The 14,156-nt window shown below is 66.0% G+C and carries 13 protein-coding genes, 2 tRNA genes and 1 pseudogene; 7 read left to right on the top strand and 9 right to left on the bottom strand.

Features of this window, described 5'->3' with window-relative positions; all coding sequences use genetic code 11:
- A pseudogene (locus tag PHX69_RS04790) lies at positions 1 to 125 on the top strand (chromate transporter); the annotation flags it as partial.
- Between the two features lie 60 nt (positions 126 to 185).
- Here the strand turns inward: PHX69_RS04790 and rlmB are convergent.
- On the bottom strand, positions 186 to 932 hold the full coding sequence (gene rlmB / locus PHX69_RS04785) for a 23S rRNA (guanosine(2251)-2'-O)-methyltransferase RlmB (protein WP_119014583.1): 747 nt from the start codon (positions 930 to 932) through the stop codon (positions 186 to 188).
- A 113-nt stretch (positions 933 to 1,045) separates the two neighbouring features.
- On the opposite strand from rlmB, the gene sstT reads away from it, so the two are divergent.
- Complete coding sequence (gene sstT / locus PHX69_RS04780) at positions 1,046 to 2,275, top strand: serine/threonine transporter SstT (protein WP_288042610.1); 1,230 nt, start codon at positions 1,046 to 1,048, stop codon at positions 2,273 to 2,275.
- Between the two features lie 3 nt (positions 2,276 to 2,278).
- Here sstT and PHX69_RS04775 read toward each other — a convergent pair whose 3' ends face one another.
- On the bottom strand, positions 2,279 to 2,971 hold the full coding sequence (locus tag PHX69_RS04775) for an ABC transporter ATP-binding protein (RefSeq protein WP_288042609.1): 693 nt from the start codon (positions 2,969 to 2,971) through the stop codon (positions 2,279 to 2,281).
- A gap of 93 nt (positions 2,972 to 3,064) precedes the next feature.
- Between PHX69_RS04775 and PHX69_RS04770 the strand changes: the two genes are divergently transcribed.
- On the top strand, positions 3,065 to 3,661 hold the full coding sequence (locus tag PHX69_RS04770; RefSeq protein ID WP_288042608.1) for an arylesterase: 597 nt from the start codon (positions 3,065 to 3,067) through the stop codon (positions 3,659 to 3,661).
- Positions 3,662 to 3,672: 11 nt separating this feature from the next.
- On the opposite strand, the gene PHX69_RS04765 is transcribed toward PHX69_RS04770, so the two are convergent.
- From PHX69_RS04765 to PHX69_RS04755, 3 genes are all read right to left on the bottom strand, one after another.
- The gene (locus tag PHX69_RS04765; RefSeq protein ID WP_119014587.1) at positions 3,673 to 3,855 is read right to left on the bottom strand and encodes a hypothetical protein; all 183 of its coding nucleotides are present in this window, start codon (positions 3,853 to 3,855) and stop codon (positions 3,673 to 3,675) included.
- Between the two features lie 88 nt (positions 3,856 to 3,943).
- Complete coding sequence (locus PHX69_RS04760) at positions 3,944 to 5,179, bottom strand: PLP-dependent transferase (protein ID WP_288042607.1); 1,236 nt, start codon at positions 5,177 to 5,179, stop codon at positions 3,944 to 3,946.
- 40 nt (positions 5,180 to 5,219) lie between these two features.
- Entirely contained in the window at positions 5,220 to 5,732 is a 513-nt protein-coding gene (locus PHX69_RS04755; protein ID WP_288042606.1) for a BON domain-containing protein, read from the bottom strand.
- Between the two features lie 239 nt (positions 5,733 to 5,971).
- Here PHX69_RS04755 and PHX69_RS04750 point away from each other — a divergent pair.
- Positions 5,972 to 6,047 (top strand) — tRNA-Asn (locus PHX69_RS04750).
- Between the two features lie 38 nt (positions 6,048 to 6,085).
- Positions 6,086 to 6,161, top strand: a tRNA-Asn gene (locus PHX69_RS04745).
- A gap of 68 nt (positions 6,162 to 6,229) precedes the next feature.
- Here the strand turns inward: PHX69_RS04745 and PHX69_RS04740 are convergent.
- Positions 6,230 to 7,147 (bottom strand): LysR family transcriptional regulator, encoded by a 918-nt coding sequence (locus PHX69_RS04740; RefSeq protein ID WP_119014590.1) that lies wholly within the window; start codon positions 7,145 to 7,147, stop codon positions 6,230 to 6,232.
- 134 nt (positions 7,148 to 7,281) lie between these two features.
- Between PHX69_RS04740 and PHX69_RS04735 the strand changes: the two genes are divergently transcribed.
- Together PHX69_RS04735 and PHX69_RS04730 are read left to right on the top strand one after the other, a co-directional pair.
- Positions 7,282 to 7,920: an FMN-dependent NADH-azoreductase gene (locus tag PHX69_RS04735; protein WP_288042605.1), complete on the top strand. Its 639-nt coding sequence runs from the start codon at positions 7,282 to 7,284 to the stop codon at positions 7,918 to 7,920.
- A 330-nt stretch (positions 7,921 to 8,250) separates the two neighbouring features.
- Positions 8,251 to 8,634, top strand: coding sequence for a YgiW/YdeI family stress tolerance OB fold protein (locus PHX69_RS04730; protein WP_288042604.1), 384 nt, complete (start codon positions 8,251 to 8,253; stop codon positions 8,632 to 8,634).
- Between the two features lie 171 nt (positions 8,635 to 8,805).
- On the opposite strand, the gene PHX69_RS04725 is transcribed toward PHX69_RS04730, so the two are convergent.
- Genes PHX69_RS04725 through PHX69_RS04715 form a run of 3 tightly spaced genes read right to left on the bottom strand, consistent with a single transcriptional unit; the run spans position 8,806 to position 14,128 of the window.
- The gene (locus tag PHX69_RS04725) at positions 8,806 to 11,625 is read right to left on the bottom strand and encodes an Hsp70 family protein (protein WP_288042602.1); all 2,820 of its coding nucleotides are present in this window, start codon (positions 11,623 to 11,625) and stop codon (positions 8,806 to 8,808) included.
- Positions 11,622 to 13,514, bottom strand: coding sequence for an Hsp70 family protein (locus PHX69_RS04720; protein ID WP_288042601.1), 1,893 nt, complete (start codon positions 13,512 to 13,514; stop codon positions 11,622 to 11,624). The genes PHX69_RS04725 and PHX69_RS04720 overlap by 4 nt, the downstream gene beginning before the upstream one ends.
- Positions 13,511 to 14,128 carry a DUF2760 domain-containing protein gene (locus PHX69_RS04715; protein WP_288042599.1) on the bottom strand — a complete coding sequence of 206 codons (618 nt, stop codon included), beginning with the start codon at positions 14,126 to 14,128 and terminating at the stop codon, positions 13,511 to 13,513. Before PHX69_RS04715 ends, PHX69_RS04720 begins: the two co-directional genes overlap by 4 nt.
- Positions 14,129 to 14,156: the final 28 nt, after the last annotated feature.

Genomic DNA, 14,156 nt, shown 5'->3' with positions numbered 1-14,156 from the left:
TCGCCACCGACTGGGCGCTGTGGTTACTGACGCTGGTGGTGGCGCTGCTGGTGTGGCGCACCCGGCTGCACTTGCTCTGGCTGCTGGGCGCTGGCGCCCTGTTGGGCGCGCTGGGCTGGGTTTGAGCTAAGGGGCGATGGCGACCGTCGTTGTGACGGCGGCGCCCGCCCAAGCCGCACGCGCCCTCAGCCGCGCTGGCGCAGGGCCTCGTACAAGCACACGCCGCTGGCCACCGACACGTTCAGGCTCTCGACGGCGCCCTTCATGGGGATGCTGACCAGCTCATCGCAGGTTTTGCGCGTAAGTTGGCGCATGCCGTCGCCCTCGGCGCCCAGCACCAGGGCCACGGGGCCTTTCAAGTCCACCTGGTAGATGGTTTTGGGCGCATCGTCGCTGGTGCCGATGATCCAGATGTTGCGCTCTTTGAGTTCATTGAGCGTGCGCGCCAGGTTGGTCACCATGAAGTACGGCATGGTTTCGGCAGCGCCACTGGCCACCTTGGCCACGGTGGCGTTGATGCCCACGGCGTGGTCTTTGGGCGCAATGACGGCGTGCGCACCTGCACCATCGGCCACGCGCAGGCAGGCGCCCAGGTTGTGCGGGTCGGTCACGCCATCGAGCACCAGCAACAGCGGCTGCTCAATGCCAGCTTCTTCGAGGTTTTCCAGCAGCTCATCCAGCGACGTGACCTGTGCCACGGCCTCGACGCGCGCAGCCACGCCCTGATGGCCGTGGCTGCCCGCCAGCTTGGCCAGGCGCACGCTGTCGGCTTCGATCAAGCGAGCACCGGCCTCACGGGCGCGGTCCAGAAACTGGCGCATGCGCGCATCGCGCCGCGTAGCTTCGTAATAGATTTCAATGATGGATTGGGGCGCGGTCTTCAAACGCACGCCCACGGCATGGAAGCCGAAAAGGACTTTGGGGGAGGACATGGCCGGGGATTATCCGGGCTTTGCCGCCAGCGCCCCGGCCAGGCCAGCGGGGGCACCTAAAATACCGCCCCCACCCTCCCCCCTACCTTTTCCAGCTACCTGTCGGAAACACCATGATTCTTTCTCCGCTGCTTCGCTGGACCCAACGCACCAGTCTGGTCACGCAAATTGTGATTGCCCTGCTGGCGGGCATCGCCTTGGCTGTGCTGCTGCCAGCGGCCACGCCCCAGGTGGCGCTGCTGGGCACGTTGTTTATTGCCGCCCTGAAGGCAGTGGCGCCGGTGCTGGTGTTCATTTTGGTCATTGCAGCCATCAGCAACCACAAGCCCGGTGAGGCCACACACATGCGCCCGGTGCTGGCGCTGTACCTGGTGGGCACCTTGGCAGCAGCGGTGGTGGCGGTAGTGGCCAGCCTGTGGTTTCCATCCACGCTGGTGCTGCAAGCGCCAGCACAGGCGGCAGATGGCCCGTCGCGCATCCAGGATGTGCTGCTGGCGCTGTTGATGAACGTGGTGGACAACCCGGTGCGCGCCCTGACCAACGCCAATTACATCGGCATTCTGGCCTGGGCAGTGGGCATTGGCATGGCGCTGCGCCACGCCAGCGCAGGCACAAGGGCGGTGATGGCGGATTTGTCGGCAGCCATCACGTACATCATCCAGTGGGTGATCCGCTTTGCGCCGCTGGGTATTTTTGGCCTGGTGGCCAGCACGTTTGCCGAGGCCGGTGCCAACGCACTGTGGGGCTACGCCCACCTGCTGGCGGTGCTGCTGGGCTGCATGCTGTTTGTGGCGTTGGTGGTGAACCCGCTGATTGTGTTTGCCGTGCTGCGCAGCAACCCCTATCCACTGGTGTTTACCTGCCTGCGCGAGAGCGGTGTGACGGCATTTTTCACGCGCAGCTCGGCAGCCAACATCCCCATCAATCTGGCCCTGGCCAAGCGCCTGGGCCTGAACGAGGACACCTACAGCATCGCCATTCCGCTGGGCGCCACCATCAACATGGCGGGCGCAGCCATCACCATCAGCGTATTGTCGCTGGCCGCCGTTCACACGCTGGGCATTGCGGTGGATTGGCCCACGGCGCTGCTGCTGTGCGTGGTGGCGTCGGTGTGCGCCTGTGGCGCCTCGGGTGTGGCCGGTGGCTCGCTGTTGCTGATTCCGCTGGCGTGCAGCCTGTTTGGCATTACCAACGATGTAGCCATGCAGGTGGTGGCCATTGGTTTCATCATCGGCATCCTGCAAGATTCGGCGGAAACGGCGCTCAACTCCTCGACCGATGTGCTGTTCACTGCCACCGCCTGCCGCGCGGCGCAGGCCGCCGAGGCCGCTGGCCAGCGCTGAGCTTCAGGCGCTGATGCGCCCGGCGTCGATGGTGATGCAGCGCTCGCAGCGCTGGGCAATGCCCCGGTCGTGCGTCACCAGCACCAGCGTGGTGCCCTGCTCACGGTTCAGGTCAAACATGAGCTGCATGATGGTCTCGCCAGTGGCAAAGTCCAAGCTGCCCGTGGGCTCGTCGGCCAGCAGCACGGCGGGCTGCACCACAAACGCCCGCGCCAACGCCACGCGCTGCTGCTCGCCGCCGCTGAGCACTTTGGGGTAGTGGTTCAGGCGCTGGCCCAGACCCACATGGGCCAGCATCTCGGCAGCGACTTTGCGCGCATCGCGGCGGTTGGCCAGCTCCAGCGGCAGCATCACGTTTTCCAGCGCCGTGAGGTTGCCCATGAGCTGAAAGCTCTGGAACACAAAGCCCATCTTTTGCGCCCGCAGGGCGGCGCGGTCATCCTCGCTCAAGGCAAAGAGATCGTGGCCATCAAGCCGCACCGTGCCGTGCGTGGGCACATCCAGACCGGCAATGATGGACAGGAGCGTGCTTTTGCCCGACCCCGACGCACCCACAATCGCCACAGTTTCCCGCGCTGCCAGCCGGAAATCGATATCCCGCAAAATGTGCAGCGTGCCGGTGGAATCGGTGACAGATTTATCAACATGCTCGACGGCAATGATGGGTGTAGCGGGCGTAGCAGTGGTTGCGGACATGAAAGGCCTTGTACTGTGAATCAAAACGCGTATCGACGCGACTTTATCGTGGGGACGCTGGCGGCAACGCTGGCTGCATGGTGTATCCCTGCCATGGCGCAGGGCACCGCCGCAGCGGGCAAAACCGCGCCACGACAGACCATCCTGGTGGTGGGGGACTCACTCAGCGCGGAATACGGCCTGGCCCGGGGCACGGGCTGGGTGGCGCTATTGGAAAAACGCTTGGCCACTGAAAAGCTGCCCGCCCACGTCGTCAATGCCAGCGTGAGCGGCGAAACCACGGCGGGCGGAAGATCGCGCCTGGTTGCCCTGCTGGCCCAGCACCGGCCCACGCTGGTAGTGATTGAACTGGGGGGCAACGATGCGCTGCGCGGGCTGGCACTGAAAAGCACTGAAGACAACTTGGCCTGGATGACACAGACCGCACAGAAGGCAGGCGCCAAGGTGCTCTTGGTGGGGATGCAGGTGCCGCCCAACTATGGCAGCGACTACGCGCGCCGGTTTGCCGGTATTTTTGCCACCGTGGCAGAACAGCACCAAGCGGCGGTGGTGCCGTTTTTTCTTAAAGGCATTGCGGATGGGCCCGATCCGGTAGCAATGTTCCAGCCTGATCGCATCCACCCACGCGCTGAAGCGCATCCGCAGATGCTCAACAACGTGTGGCCAGCGCTGCGCAAGTTGCTGCGCTGATCAACGGCCAATCAGCCCGGTGCGCCCTCGCCGGATGCAGGGGAGACAGCGGGGTTATCGACATCGCCACCAGGGGCGACATAGGTGTCAGAGTGGCGTGCGGGGGCAGATTTGGCGCGCAGCTTCTCTTCTTTTTTCTTCTTTTTTGCCAGCTCGCGCTGGCGCTTTTCGTATCCGTAGTTCGGTGTAGCCAAGGTATGTACTCTCCTAAGTGAAGACCCACTGTAACAGCTTGACCTTGGCGCCTTTCACCCAGCAAAAAAACCCTGCGCGGCAAATGCATCAGGCAGGCGCAAAGGCACACTGCATGGCTTGCTGCAAATCCTGCTGCAGGTCTTGCACGGCCTCCAGCCCCACCGAGAAGCGCACCACATGACCTGGTTGCAAATGCGGCACAGGCCGATGGCGCATGCTGGCAATGTCGTAGGGCACAACCAGACTCATGGGGCCACCCCAGCTGTAGCCCAACTTGAACAGGCGCAAACCATCGCAAAAAGCGTCGACTTGGTGTTGGCTGTAGCGTGCATCGAACACCACGCTGAACAGCCCGGCCGCCCAGCCTTCGCCGCCATGCAAGGCGCCGCACACAGCCTGCCAGTGGGCGTGGCCTGGCGAACCTGGCAACGCCGGGTGCAGCACCTGCACCACAGGACTTTGCTGCTGCATCCAGCGGGCCAGATCACGCGCAGCCAGATCGTGGGCGCGGTAGCGCAGTGCAATGCTGGGCAGGGAGCGCAGCACCGCCTCCACATCGTTGGCGCCCACGCCCAAACCCAGGTGCATGTGCAGCAGTTTGATCTTCAGGTGCAGCGCCGCATCGCGCGTGATGACGCTGCCCATGAGCACATCGCCGCCGCCGCTGGGGTATTTGGTCAGCGCGTGGGCCGATACATCGACGGCCAGGCTGCCGCTGCCGTCACCCATCAAATCAAATGGGGCAAAGGCCAGGCCTGCGCCCCAGGTGTTGTCCAGCGCCGTGGTGATGCCACGCGACTTGCACAAGCGCACCATCTCCAGCAAATCGGGAAACTCCATGGTGACGGAGCCTGGCGCCTCCAGCCACACCAAGCGTGTGGCAGGCGACAGTTTGGCTGCCAGATCGGCCACATCCAGCGGGTCGTACAACACATGGCGGATACCAAACTGCGCCAGTGTGGCCTGCGCCATGGATTGGTTGGGGCCGTAGGCGTTGTCGGGAATCAGCACTTCATCGCCCGCTTTGAGCAGCGCCAGCGACACATTGGCAATCGCAGCCAAACCGCTGGGCACCAGCACGCACTGCAAACCGCCCTCCAAGGCGCACAGGCGCTCTTCCAGAATGAATGTGGTGGGCGTGCCGTGCAGGCCGTAGGTGTAGCTGCTTTTGTCCATCCACTGGCGGGTGCGCATGGCCGCCACGCTCGGGAAAATGACCGTGGACGCCTTGTGCACTGCGGGCGCGGGCGCCATAAAACCAGCAGGCGGCTGGTAGTCCAAGTGAATGAGGCGGGTGGACAAATCAGTAGCAGGTGTTTTCATGCGGCGATGGTATCGCGCCCCCATGAAGCCCCGCAGGGTCTCAAATGGCCTTCACAGAAAGCTGGTTCATCACTGAACTGACACCCTTGACCCCTTGGGCGATGGCCGTGGCGCGGTCTTTGGCTTCTTGCGTGGGTGCAGGCCCGTTGAGCGTGACGACACCATCGCGCGTATCCACATCAATCTTGAGCGCGCTCAGGGTGGGGTCTTTGGCCAAGCCTGCCGATACCTGCGCGGTGATCGCAGCATCGTCCATTTTCTCGAGCACGGCATTTCCTGCTTGGCGTGCGGCATCGCCAGCGCCCTCGGCTGCAGCCTCTGCTTTGACAGCGCCCTGCTCCACCTTGGCCCCCGCAGATTCCAGCGCTTGCTGCGCCTTGGCTTTGGCCTCGGCAGCGGCTTTCTCGGTCTGCTCTACAGCCGCATCAATTTTTTGTCCTACCGTAGGCTCCTTCATTTTGTCGCAAGCCGACAAGCCGAATGCCAAGGCCGTGACTGCCAAAAGTCCAGCAATGCGAAGGGTTGGGCGCTTGAAAACAGGGGACTTTGTCATGCTCTTTTCTCCGATGAATGAAATAACTGGAGACTCTAGGCGACCCCACCACTGCGGGTCAGTCAGAACCCGCCGAAATCACTGTAGGACAGCAGCGACACAGCGCCCGCAACAGAAACACCCCCAACTGGCCCAACCGCCCAGCGCAATGGCAGCACCCCGATAAAAACGCCAATGCAATGCTTTTTGCTACTGGAACGCCAAAAGGCATTTTTTTGTGTATATAATTTGAGGCTTATTCCTCAATAGCTCAGTTGGTAGAGCGCCGGACTGTTAATCCGTAGGTCCCTGGTTCGAGCCCAGGTTGAGGAGCCAAATACCAAGTAAATGCAGCCGTCATTTACGCTCCATTTTCCTCAATAGCTCAGTTGGTAGAGCGCCGGACTGTTAATCCGTAGGTCCCTGGTTCGAGCCCAGGTTGAGGAGCCAAATACTGGCCTAGCAGTCAACAAAAAAGCCACCGTAACCCGGTGGCTTTTTTGTTTTGGCTTGCAGTTTCAGCTACGTCCCTGCTGGCTGCTGCGACCGGGCATGGCCTCGCCCAGATAGTCCAGAAAACTGCGCACCGCTGGCGACAGCCCCCGGCGCGACGGAAACACCGCATGCACGATGCCCGGCGTAGGCGCCCATTCGGGCAGCACGCGCACCAGACGGCCATCGCGCATCTCTTCATGGCACATGTAGTCGGGTAGCCAGCACATGCCGGTGCCCGCCAGCGCAGCAAATTTCAGCGTCAGCAAATCATCGGCCACATAGCGCGGGTGGTGGTGTACCACTTGGTGTGCGCCTTGCGGGCCGGTAAGGTGCCAGGTGGCGCGGCCATCGGGCGCGGACATGGCGATGCTGTCGAGCCGCGTCAAGTCCTCCAGCGTTTCGGGCGTGCCTTGGCGCATGAGCAGCTCCGGGCTGGCCACCAGCACCTGGCGCGCAATGTCCAGGCGCTTGACCACCATGCTGGCGCTGTCGTCCAGCGACGAGCGCACGCGCAGCGCCACATCTACGCCCTCTTCCACCAAATTCACGGCCCGGTTAGAGACCTGCATCTCCACGCGCACCTGCGGGTGGCGCGCCAGAAATACCGGCATCAGCTCGCCCAGCACGGTTTGCGCCAGCGTGACGGGGCAACTGACGCGGATGGTGCCGCGCGGCGCCGCCTGCACCTGGGCCACCGTGTCCCAGGCGGCCTGGGCCGACTCGCGCATGGCCTGGCAGTGGCGCAAATACGCCTCGCCCACCTCGGTCAGGGCGATTTTGCGGGTGGTGCGCTGCAACAGGCGCACACCCAGCTGCGCTTCCAACTCCGAGACGCGGCGCGACAGGCGCGATTTGGGTACACCCAGCACCCGGCCCGCAGCGGCAAAGCCACCGCGCTCCACCACCTCGGCAAAGTACAACATGTCGTTCAGGTCTTGCATAACAGGCTTCATTGTTCCAAAAACAGGACTAACCAGTGCGAATTTGACCACTTATCAACGCATGGTGCCAAACCCATAATCAATACCAATGCGGCGCCACGGGGAGCACCGCCCACCACCTTCAGGAGAAAACCATGCAACTGCTGCACATCGATTCGGCCATCACTGGCAACCAATCTGTTTCGCGCCAACTGACGGCACAAATCGTCGAGGCCTGGAAAGCCAGTCACCCGAATACTCAGGTAAGTTACCTTGACTTGGTGACCAACGCCCCCGCCCACTTCACCATGGATGCCATGGCCCCGCGCACCGGCCAGACCGAGGGCTTGAGCGAGTCCCAGCAGCGCGAAAACGCTGTCTCCGAGCAGCTGGTGAGCCAGTTTTTGGCCGCCGATGTGGTGGTGATTGGCGCACCGTTCTACAACTTCGGCATTCCCACGCAGCTCAAGGCCTGGATTGACCGCATCGCCCAGCCGGGCCGCACCTTCCAGTACACGGCCAACGGCCCCGAAGGTCTGGCCAAGGGCAAGACGGTGATCATTGCCTCGACCCGGGGCGGCGTGTATTCGACCAGCGAAGGCGGCCGCGCCATGGAGCACCAAGAGAGCTACCTGCAAACCGTGCTGGGCTTTTTCGGTGTGACCGATGTGCGTTTTGTGCGTGCCGAAGGCGTGGCCATGGGCGGCGACGCCAAGGCCCTGGCCCTGGACAGCGCCAGCCGCGATATCACCGCCGCTGCCGCCAACCAGCCCCAGGCCACGCAAGCGGCCTGAGCGCCGCGCAGCCCCCTTCGGGTGCCCACCAGCACCCGCTGCCCACACCCGGCCTGGCGCCGGGTTTTTGCATCCTAAATAGGCTCTAGCCCTTACAGATCGGGCGCTAGCAGCTATCAAATCCATAGTTCCTGCACAGCAGCGACGGGTATCCAGCAGCACCGCAGGCGCTCTCCCGCCAGATGGATAGCCAAAACACCGCTTAAGGCCCGTCCAGTAAGCGCAAGCAGCTATCAAATCAAGAGTAAACAGTGTGGATGCGGGTGTTAATCCAGCCCTCAGAATCGGTCTTCACAATGCAGGCTTCTCAGTACTTTGAAGGACGAAACCATGAAGACTTTCTCGATGTTTGCAGCGGGTGTTTTGTTGGCTGGCGCGGCCATGGCACAACCGGCCACGGGCGGTTTTACGGGCGCACAGGCGACGGCACGCGGTGGGTTCAACGGCCCCTCCACCATCGTGACCGCCGAGCACGCCAAGACGCTGCGCGACGACACCCCGGTCACGCTGCGCGGCACGATTGAACGCCACACCGGCGGCGAGAACTATGTCTTCAAGGACGCCAGCGGCACCGTGGAGGTGGAAATTGACGACCGCCATTGGCAAGGCCAGACCGTGTCGCCCCAGGACACGGTGGAAATCTCCGGTGAGGTCGATCACCAGCGCCACCGCAACACGGTGGAAATCGACGTCAAGCGCCTGCGCAAGCTCTGAGCGCAGCGCAGCCCGCGCGGGTGCCAGTGCGCACCAGCTCCCACCCGGCCTGGCGCCGGGTTTTTTGATGGTCAAAATGGCCTCCGGCGCTTTTCTGGTGTGCGCGAAAAGCTATCAAAATAGTAGCTATCTTGTACGGTCGTGGCGGCACACCGGCCAGCCACCACACGCTCAAACGGGCGCGGCGATCAGTTGCAGCCCCGGAGGCAGGGTTTCTCCAAAGCTGCGGCGCTGGTCGGCTTCGTCGAGTTGCACGGCCTCGCGCACCATGGCGCTCCAGCCGGGCGGTGCTTTGGCCGCCACAAGGCGGCGGATGACCTCGGCGCGCAGGGGCTCGGGCACGTCGCGGGCACGGTCGCCGCTGCAACGGGCGATCTGGGCAGCAGCGAAAGCAGCGGGCTCCACGGTTTTCCAGTCTTGCGCCAGCAGCACTTGCAGCCAGGCAGCGGCGGTGTCGGGCGGCACCACGTGGTGGGCGCTGCCGTACAGCGGCACGCGCGCGCCCACACGGCCCACGGCCCACCAGGACTGCGGACTTTCTGTGGGGCGCTGCAAGCGCTCCAGCAGCCAGTGGCCCACGTCAATGCGGTGCGCAATGGGCACCTGCTCCAGCGAGGCGGCCAGGCGCACCATGTCGTCGTAGCTGCCGTGCAGGGGCGATTTGCCCCGGGGGGCGCTGGCCACGGCTTCCAGATGGCCGACCAGCGCTTCCAGCAGCACTAGTTGCTCCGGCTGCTGCAGTCCAGCGGCGGCGCGGCGCCACAGCGTCCACCACTCTGACCAGTTGGCGCTGTCGCTGGCGTACTGCAAGCCCTGGGCAAACAGCGTCCAGATTTGTTCCACACGCCAGGCGTCCAGCGGCGCGCCCACGCCGGGGCGCAGGCAGTAGCCAGCCAGATTGAACCAGGTGCGCTCGTGCTCGGCACTGCGGCGGCGCCGGCGGGCGCGCGCCCACAGGGCATCGAACAGGGCGCGCAGCAGGGCCACATCCCAGTCTTCGCGCTTGCCCAGCAGGCGCTCCAGGCGGGTGCGCAGCTGGCGCACCTCCTTGGCGTCGGGTTTGTGCGCGCTGCTGCCAAAAATGTGCTCGATCAGCGCCACGGCGTCGGGCAGGCGCGGGTGGCTGGCCGGGGCGGCGGGCGGCTGGGCGGCGGTGTCGGCATCGGTGCGCAGCTGGAAGGCCAGCAGCCAGCGCTGGCCGGGGTCTTCGGTGCGGGTGCAGTGCATCTCCAGCGTGCCGACCTCGGTCATGGTGGCCGTCAGCTGTACACGCACGTCTTTGCGCTGCTGGCCCGGGGGCAGCGGCAGCACGGTTTGCAGCGGCGGCAGGGGCTGGAAGGCCAAGTCGCCCTGCTCGGCGGTACTGGCGGACATGGCGCCATCGGGCAAATCGACCAGATCGCCCGCCTGCCACGGCGTGGTGGCCAGCGATGACACCAGATGGAAGCGCACCGCCTGCCCCAGCCGCAGGGCGAAGGTGTGCTCGCGCAGCGCCACCACCACGCCCTCCTGGGTGCCACGCGGCAGCACGCAAATGCCGCGCAGCGGGCCGCTGTGGCCCTCCAGCACCAAAAAATAACTGCGCGCGGCACCACCGCCAATGCCGTGGCCCAACTCGGGCACACGGGCAGCGCGCACCAGCGCGTAAGCCACGGCGCCACGGGCCACGGCCACATCGGGCGCATCGTTGTGCAGCAACCGCACCGGGGCGCCGCGCCAGCGCGCCAAGGTGTGCTCCAGGCGCTGGGCCAGGGCCGGGGCACGGAACACGCCGCCGTTGAGCAGCAGGGTATCGGGCAGCGCCACGGCATCGGGCGCGCTGGCATGGCGCGCCAGAAACTCCGCCACATGGCGGGTGATGGCCGCATCGGCGGGGTATGGCAGGCCCCATTCCACCAGCCCAGTGCGCCTGCGCTGCGGGCGCACGTCAGCGCCTTCTTCGGGCAGGAAGCCATCGACCACCAGGCGCTCGACTTCCGTGCGGCTGACGGTGGCCGACGCAGCACCGCCAATGAGCCGCGCGCCCGCGCCCAATAAGGTGATGGTGGCGTGGTCGGGGGCCTGTGGCGCCAGCAATTGTTCTTTGGCCAGACGGCACCGCTGCACCAGCTGGGCAAAGCGCGCTGCGGGCAGGGGCGCGCTGGCGCCCAGGCGCTGCTCCACCAGCCGGGCCAGCGCCATGTCCATGTTGTCGCCGCCCAGCATCAGGTGCTCGCCCACGCCGATGCGGGTGAGCTGGGGCAAGCCCTGCGGGCCGGGCTCGACCTGGATCAGCGTCAGGTCGGTGGTGCCGCCGCCCACGTCGCACACCAGCACCAGGCGCGCGCCCTCCAGTTCAGCCGCCAGACTGGCGCGGTGGCGAAACAGCCAGTCGTGGAACGCCGCCTGGGGCTCTTCCAGCAGGCGCAACGTGGGCAGACCGGCGCGGCGGGCGGCCTCCAGGGTCAGGGCACGCGCCCCTTCATCGAAGGAAGCGGGCACCGTGAGGACGATGTCTTGCTGCTCCAAAGGCGCATCGGCAAAGCGCACATTCCACGCCGCACGCACATGGGCCAGGTAACTGGCGCTGGCCTGCACGGGCGAGACGGTGGCCACGCCATCGCCCGCGCCCCAAGGCAGGATGGCCGCCGTTCGGTTCACGCCCGCGTGCGAGAGCCAGCTTTTGGCGCTGGCCACCAGCCGCCCCGGCACCTGCGCGCCCAGCGCCTGGGCGTAGCGACCCAGCACGGCAGGCGGTGCGTCGGGGGGCTCCTGGGCGTCGGGCGGCGCAGGCCAGGGCAGTTGCAGCTGCGCGGCGCTGAGTTCACCCGGCGCCGGGTGGTAGCGCACGGAGGGCAGCAGGGCTGAATCGGCCACTTCGCCCGGCCCCACCAGCTGGGGTATGGGCAGCAGCGCAATGCAGGCCGGGCCCGCTGCCGCCGCCAGCGGCGCGTAGGCCACCACGGTGTGGCTGGTGCCCAGGTCGATGCCGACGGTGTAGCGCGCGCTCACGGCTGGGCGGGGGTGGCGTCGCCTCGCGCGTCGAACTGCACCTTCCAGCGCTCGCTGCCGCCCACGGGCAAGGCTTCCAGCTCCAGGGTGCCGGTTTCAGTGACCCGCGCGTGCAGCTTGACGCGCACCACATCGCCCGGGGCGCGGCCCTGGGCGGGCAGGTTGGCTTCGATTTCGGCCAGCTCAATCAGCTCTTCGGGGCCCCAGAAGTCCAGCGTGCTGCCGACTTGGTCTTGGCGGCGCACCGAGGAGCCAAAAAAGCGAAAGCGCACTGGCTCGCCCACGATGAGGCCAAACTCCTGCGCCAGCGGGGGCGCTTCGCTGCCCTCTTCCATGCCAAAAGGTGCCAGGCACAGCGCCTGGATAGGCGGCTCCATGCCGGGGATGGCGGGCATGGCCGATTCCACCGCCACGTAATACGCCTGCGCCGTGCCGCCCCGGATGCGCACACCCCGACCCCGGCGCACGTAGCCGTAATAAGCCGCGCCGCGCGCCACGGCCAAGTCCAGATCAGCCCCGCCCAGCAGCCGCGCGGGCGCAGCCCCATCGGCACCGAGCCAGCCATTGAGGATGGACAGCACGCGCTCGGCAATCAACCCCGACTTGAGCACGCCGCCGTTGAACAGCACCGCCGTGGGGTGCAGAAAGCTGGCGCTCTCGGGCTGGGCCACGCCAAAGCCTTGCAACTGGGCCGTGGCGCCGCGCTGGCGGCTCAAGAAAGCGGCCAGGTGGCGGGTGATGGCCGCATCCTGCGCATAAGGCAGCCCCAGCTGAGTCAGCGCACCGCGTGAGCGGCTGATGGGCTGGTCCGACACGGCGGCCTGCGGGAAGAAGCCATCCACCAGCGTCTGCGTGAGTTCCTCGCGCGTGACTTCGGTGCGGATGGAACCCCCAATGAGCTTGGAGCCCCGGCTAGGCACCACCACGGGCACGCTTTGCACGGTGGGATCGCTGAGCAGCGCCTCTTTGGCAGCGCGGCAGGCATGGGCCAGCGCACGCGTTTGCCAGGGGTCGAGCTGCGTGCCTTGGGCGGCCAGCTTGCGCGCCACGCCGTAGGCCAGCGCCAAGTCCATGTTGTCGCCGCCCAGCAGGATGTGCTCGCCCACGGCCACGCGGTGCAGCTCCAGGTTGCCCTCGTTTTCCAGCACGGCAATCAGTGACAAGTCGGTGGTGCCACCGCCCACGTCCACCACCAGGATGGTGTCGCCCTGGCGCACGTCTTTGCGCCACTGGCCCGCGCTGCGCTGAATCCAGCTGTACAGCGCGGCCTGGGGCTCTTCCAGCAGGGTGAGGTTCTGGAAACCGGCGCTCTGGGCGGCCTCGGCGGTCAGCTCGCGCGCGGCGGGGTCGAACGAGGCTGGAATGGTGACCGTGACCTCTTGCTGGTCAAACGGCGCTTCGGGGTGCTGGGCATTCCAGGCAGCGCGCAAATGCGCCAGATAGCGGATCGAGGCATCGAGCGGCGAGATGCGTGCCACTTCGGCGGGCGCATCAGCGGGCAGGATGGCGCCGCGCCGATCCACACCAGGGTGGCACAGCCAGCTCTTGGCGCTGGAGACCAGCCGTATCGGCGTGGCGGCGCCGCGCGTGCGGGCAAATTCGCCCACAGCAAAGTCTTGCGCGCTGGCCCAGGGCAAGGCCAGATCGCCCGGTGCCAGCTCGCTCTCGTGGGGCAGGTACAAAAAGGACGGCAGCAGGGGCTTGCCCTCCAGCGTGCCGGGGCCGGTGAGCTGGGGCACTTGCAGCACGCCTTGCACCACGGCTTCGCCATCGCTGGCCTGGGTGTCCACCCACGACAGCGCGCAGTGCGTGGTGCCCAGGTCAATGCCGATGGTGTAGCGCGCGCTGCTGGCCGCGGGGGATGTGGGTGTGGATGTGGGCGCGTTCACAGTTCTACCTCCGCTTGGGCGACGATGGCTGGGTCATGGCCCGGGGCCAGCAAGGGCAGGCGGGTGTCGGTCACGCGCCAGCCACGGTGGCTGAGGGTGCCGACAAACGGCGCCTGCCCCACCACGTTGCCCGTGACGCGCACGGCAGCGGCGTCAAAGCCCGCCGCCAGCGTGACGCGGCTGCCTTCGGCCTCGCTGCGCACAGGGGTAATGGTGAAGTGTTCGCGCAGCACTTTGCGGCAGCCTTCGTGTACCACGCGTGCGGCAGCGCCGATGTCCGCGTCACCATAGGCGGCCACGTCTTCTTCCATGAAGTCGATAAAACGCGCATCGCGCTGCAGCAGGCCCAGCAATTGCAGTGCAGCCGCTTCGGGCAGGGCTTGCAGGGGCGGTGGCGGTGCAGGCACGGGTGCGGGAGGTGGCACGGGCGCAGGCGGCGCCACCGGTGCGGGTGCAGGCACGGGCGCCGGGGGCACGACAGGCGCCGGCGCCGGGGCGCCGCCCTGGCGCAGCTGGGCCACGCCAGCGGCAAACTCGGGGTTGCCAATGATGGAGAAAAAGCTGCTGATGGCCAGCGCAATGCGGCTCAGCAAGGAGGGGGGTTTTGGTGTCATGAAAAGAGTCGGTTGAGGCTCTGGCGCC

It is taken from the genome of Simplicispira sp. (assembly GCF_028687295.1).
Lineage (GTDB): Bacteria > Pseudomonadota > Gammaproteobacteria > Burkholderiales > Burkholderiaceae_C > Simplicispira > Simplicispira metamorpha.
The sequence above is the reverse complement of the archived record's forward strand: the minus strand, read 5'-3'. Positions and strand labels throughout refer to the sequence as shown.

What these genes read in the sequence shown, in the direction of transcription:
- PHX69_RS04715 (WP_288042599.1), bottom strand. Translation starts at nt 14,128, where the DNA reads ATGACACCAAAACCCCCCTCCTTGCTGAGCCGCATTGCGCTGGCCATC.
- PHX69_RS04740 (WP_119014590.1), bottom strand. Translation starts at nt 7,147, where the DNA reads ATGCAAGACCTGAACGACATGTTGTACTTTGCCGAGGTGGTGGAGCGC.
- PHX69_RS04770 (WP_288042608.1), top strand. Translation starts at nt 3,065, where the DNA reads ATGGCGCAGGGCACCGCCGCAGCGGGCAAAACCGCGCCACGACAGACC.
- PHX69_RS04730 (WP_288042604.1), top strand. Translation starts at nt 8,251, where the DNA reads ATGAAGACTTTCTCGATGTTTGCAGCGGGTGTTTTGTTGGCTGGCGCG.
- PHX69_RS04755 (WP_288042606.1), bottom strand. Translation starts at nt 5,732, where the DNA reads ATGACAAAGTCCCCTGTTTTCAAGCGCCCAACCCTTCGCATTGCTGGA.
- sstT (WP_288042610.1), top strand. Translation starts at nt 1,046, where the DNA reads ATGATTCTTTCTCCGCTGCTTCGCTGGACCCAACGCACCAGTCTGGTC.
- PHX69_RS04760 (WP_288042607.1), bottom strand. Translation starts at nt 5,179, where the DNA reads ATGAAAACACCTGCTACTGATTTGTCCACCCGCCTCATTCACTTGGAC.
- PHX69_RS04775 (WP_288042609.1), bottom strand. Translation starts at nt 2,971, where the DNA reads ATGTCCGCAACCACTGCTACGCCCGCTACACCCATCATTGCCGTCGAG.
- PHX69_RS04735 (WP_288042605.1), top strand. Translation starts at nt 7,282, where the DNA reads ATGCAACTGCTGCACATCGATTCGGCCATCACTGGCAACCAATCTGTT.
- rlmB (WP_119014583.1), bottom strand. Translation starts at nt 932, where the DNA reads ATGTCCTCCCCCAAAGTCCTTTTCGGCTTCCATGCCGTGGGCGTGCGT.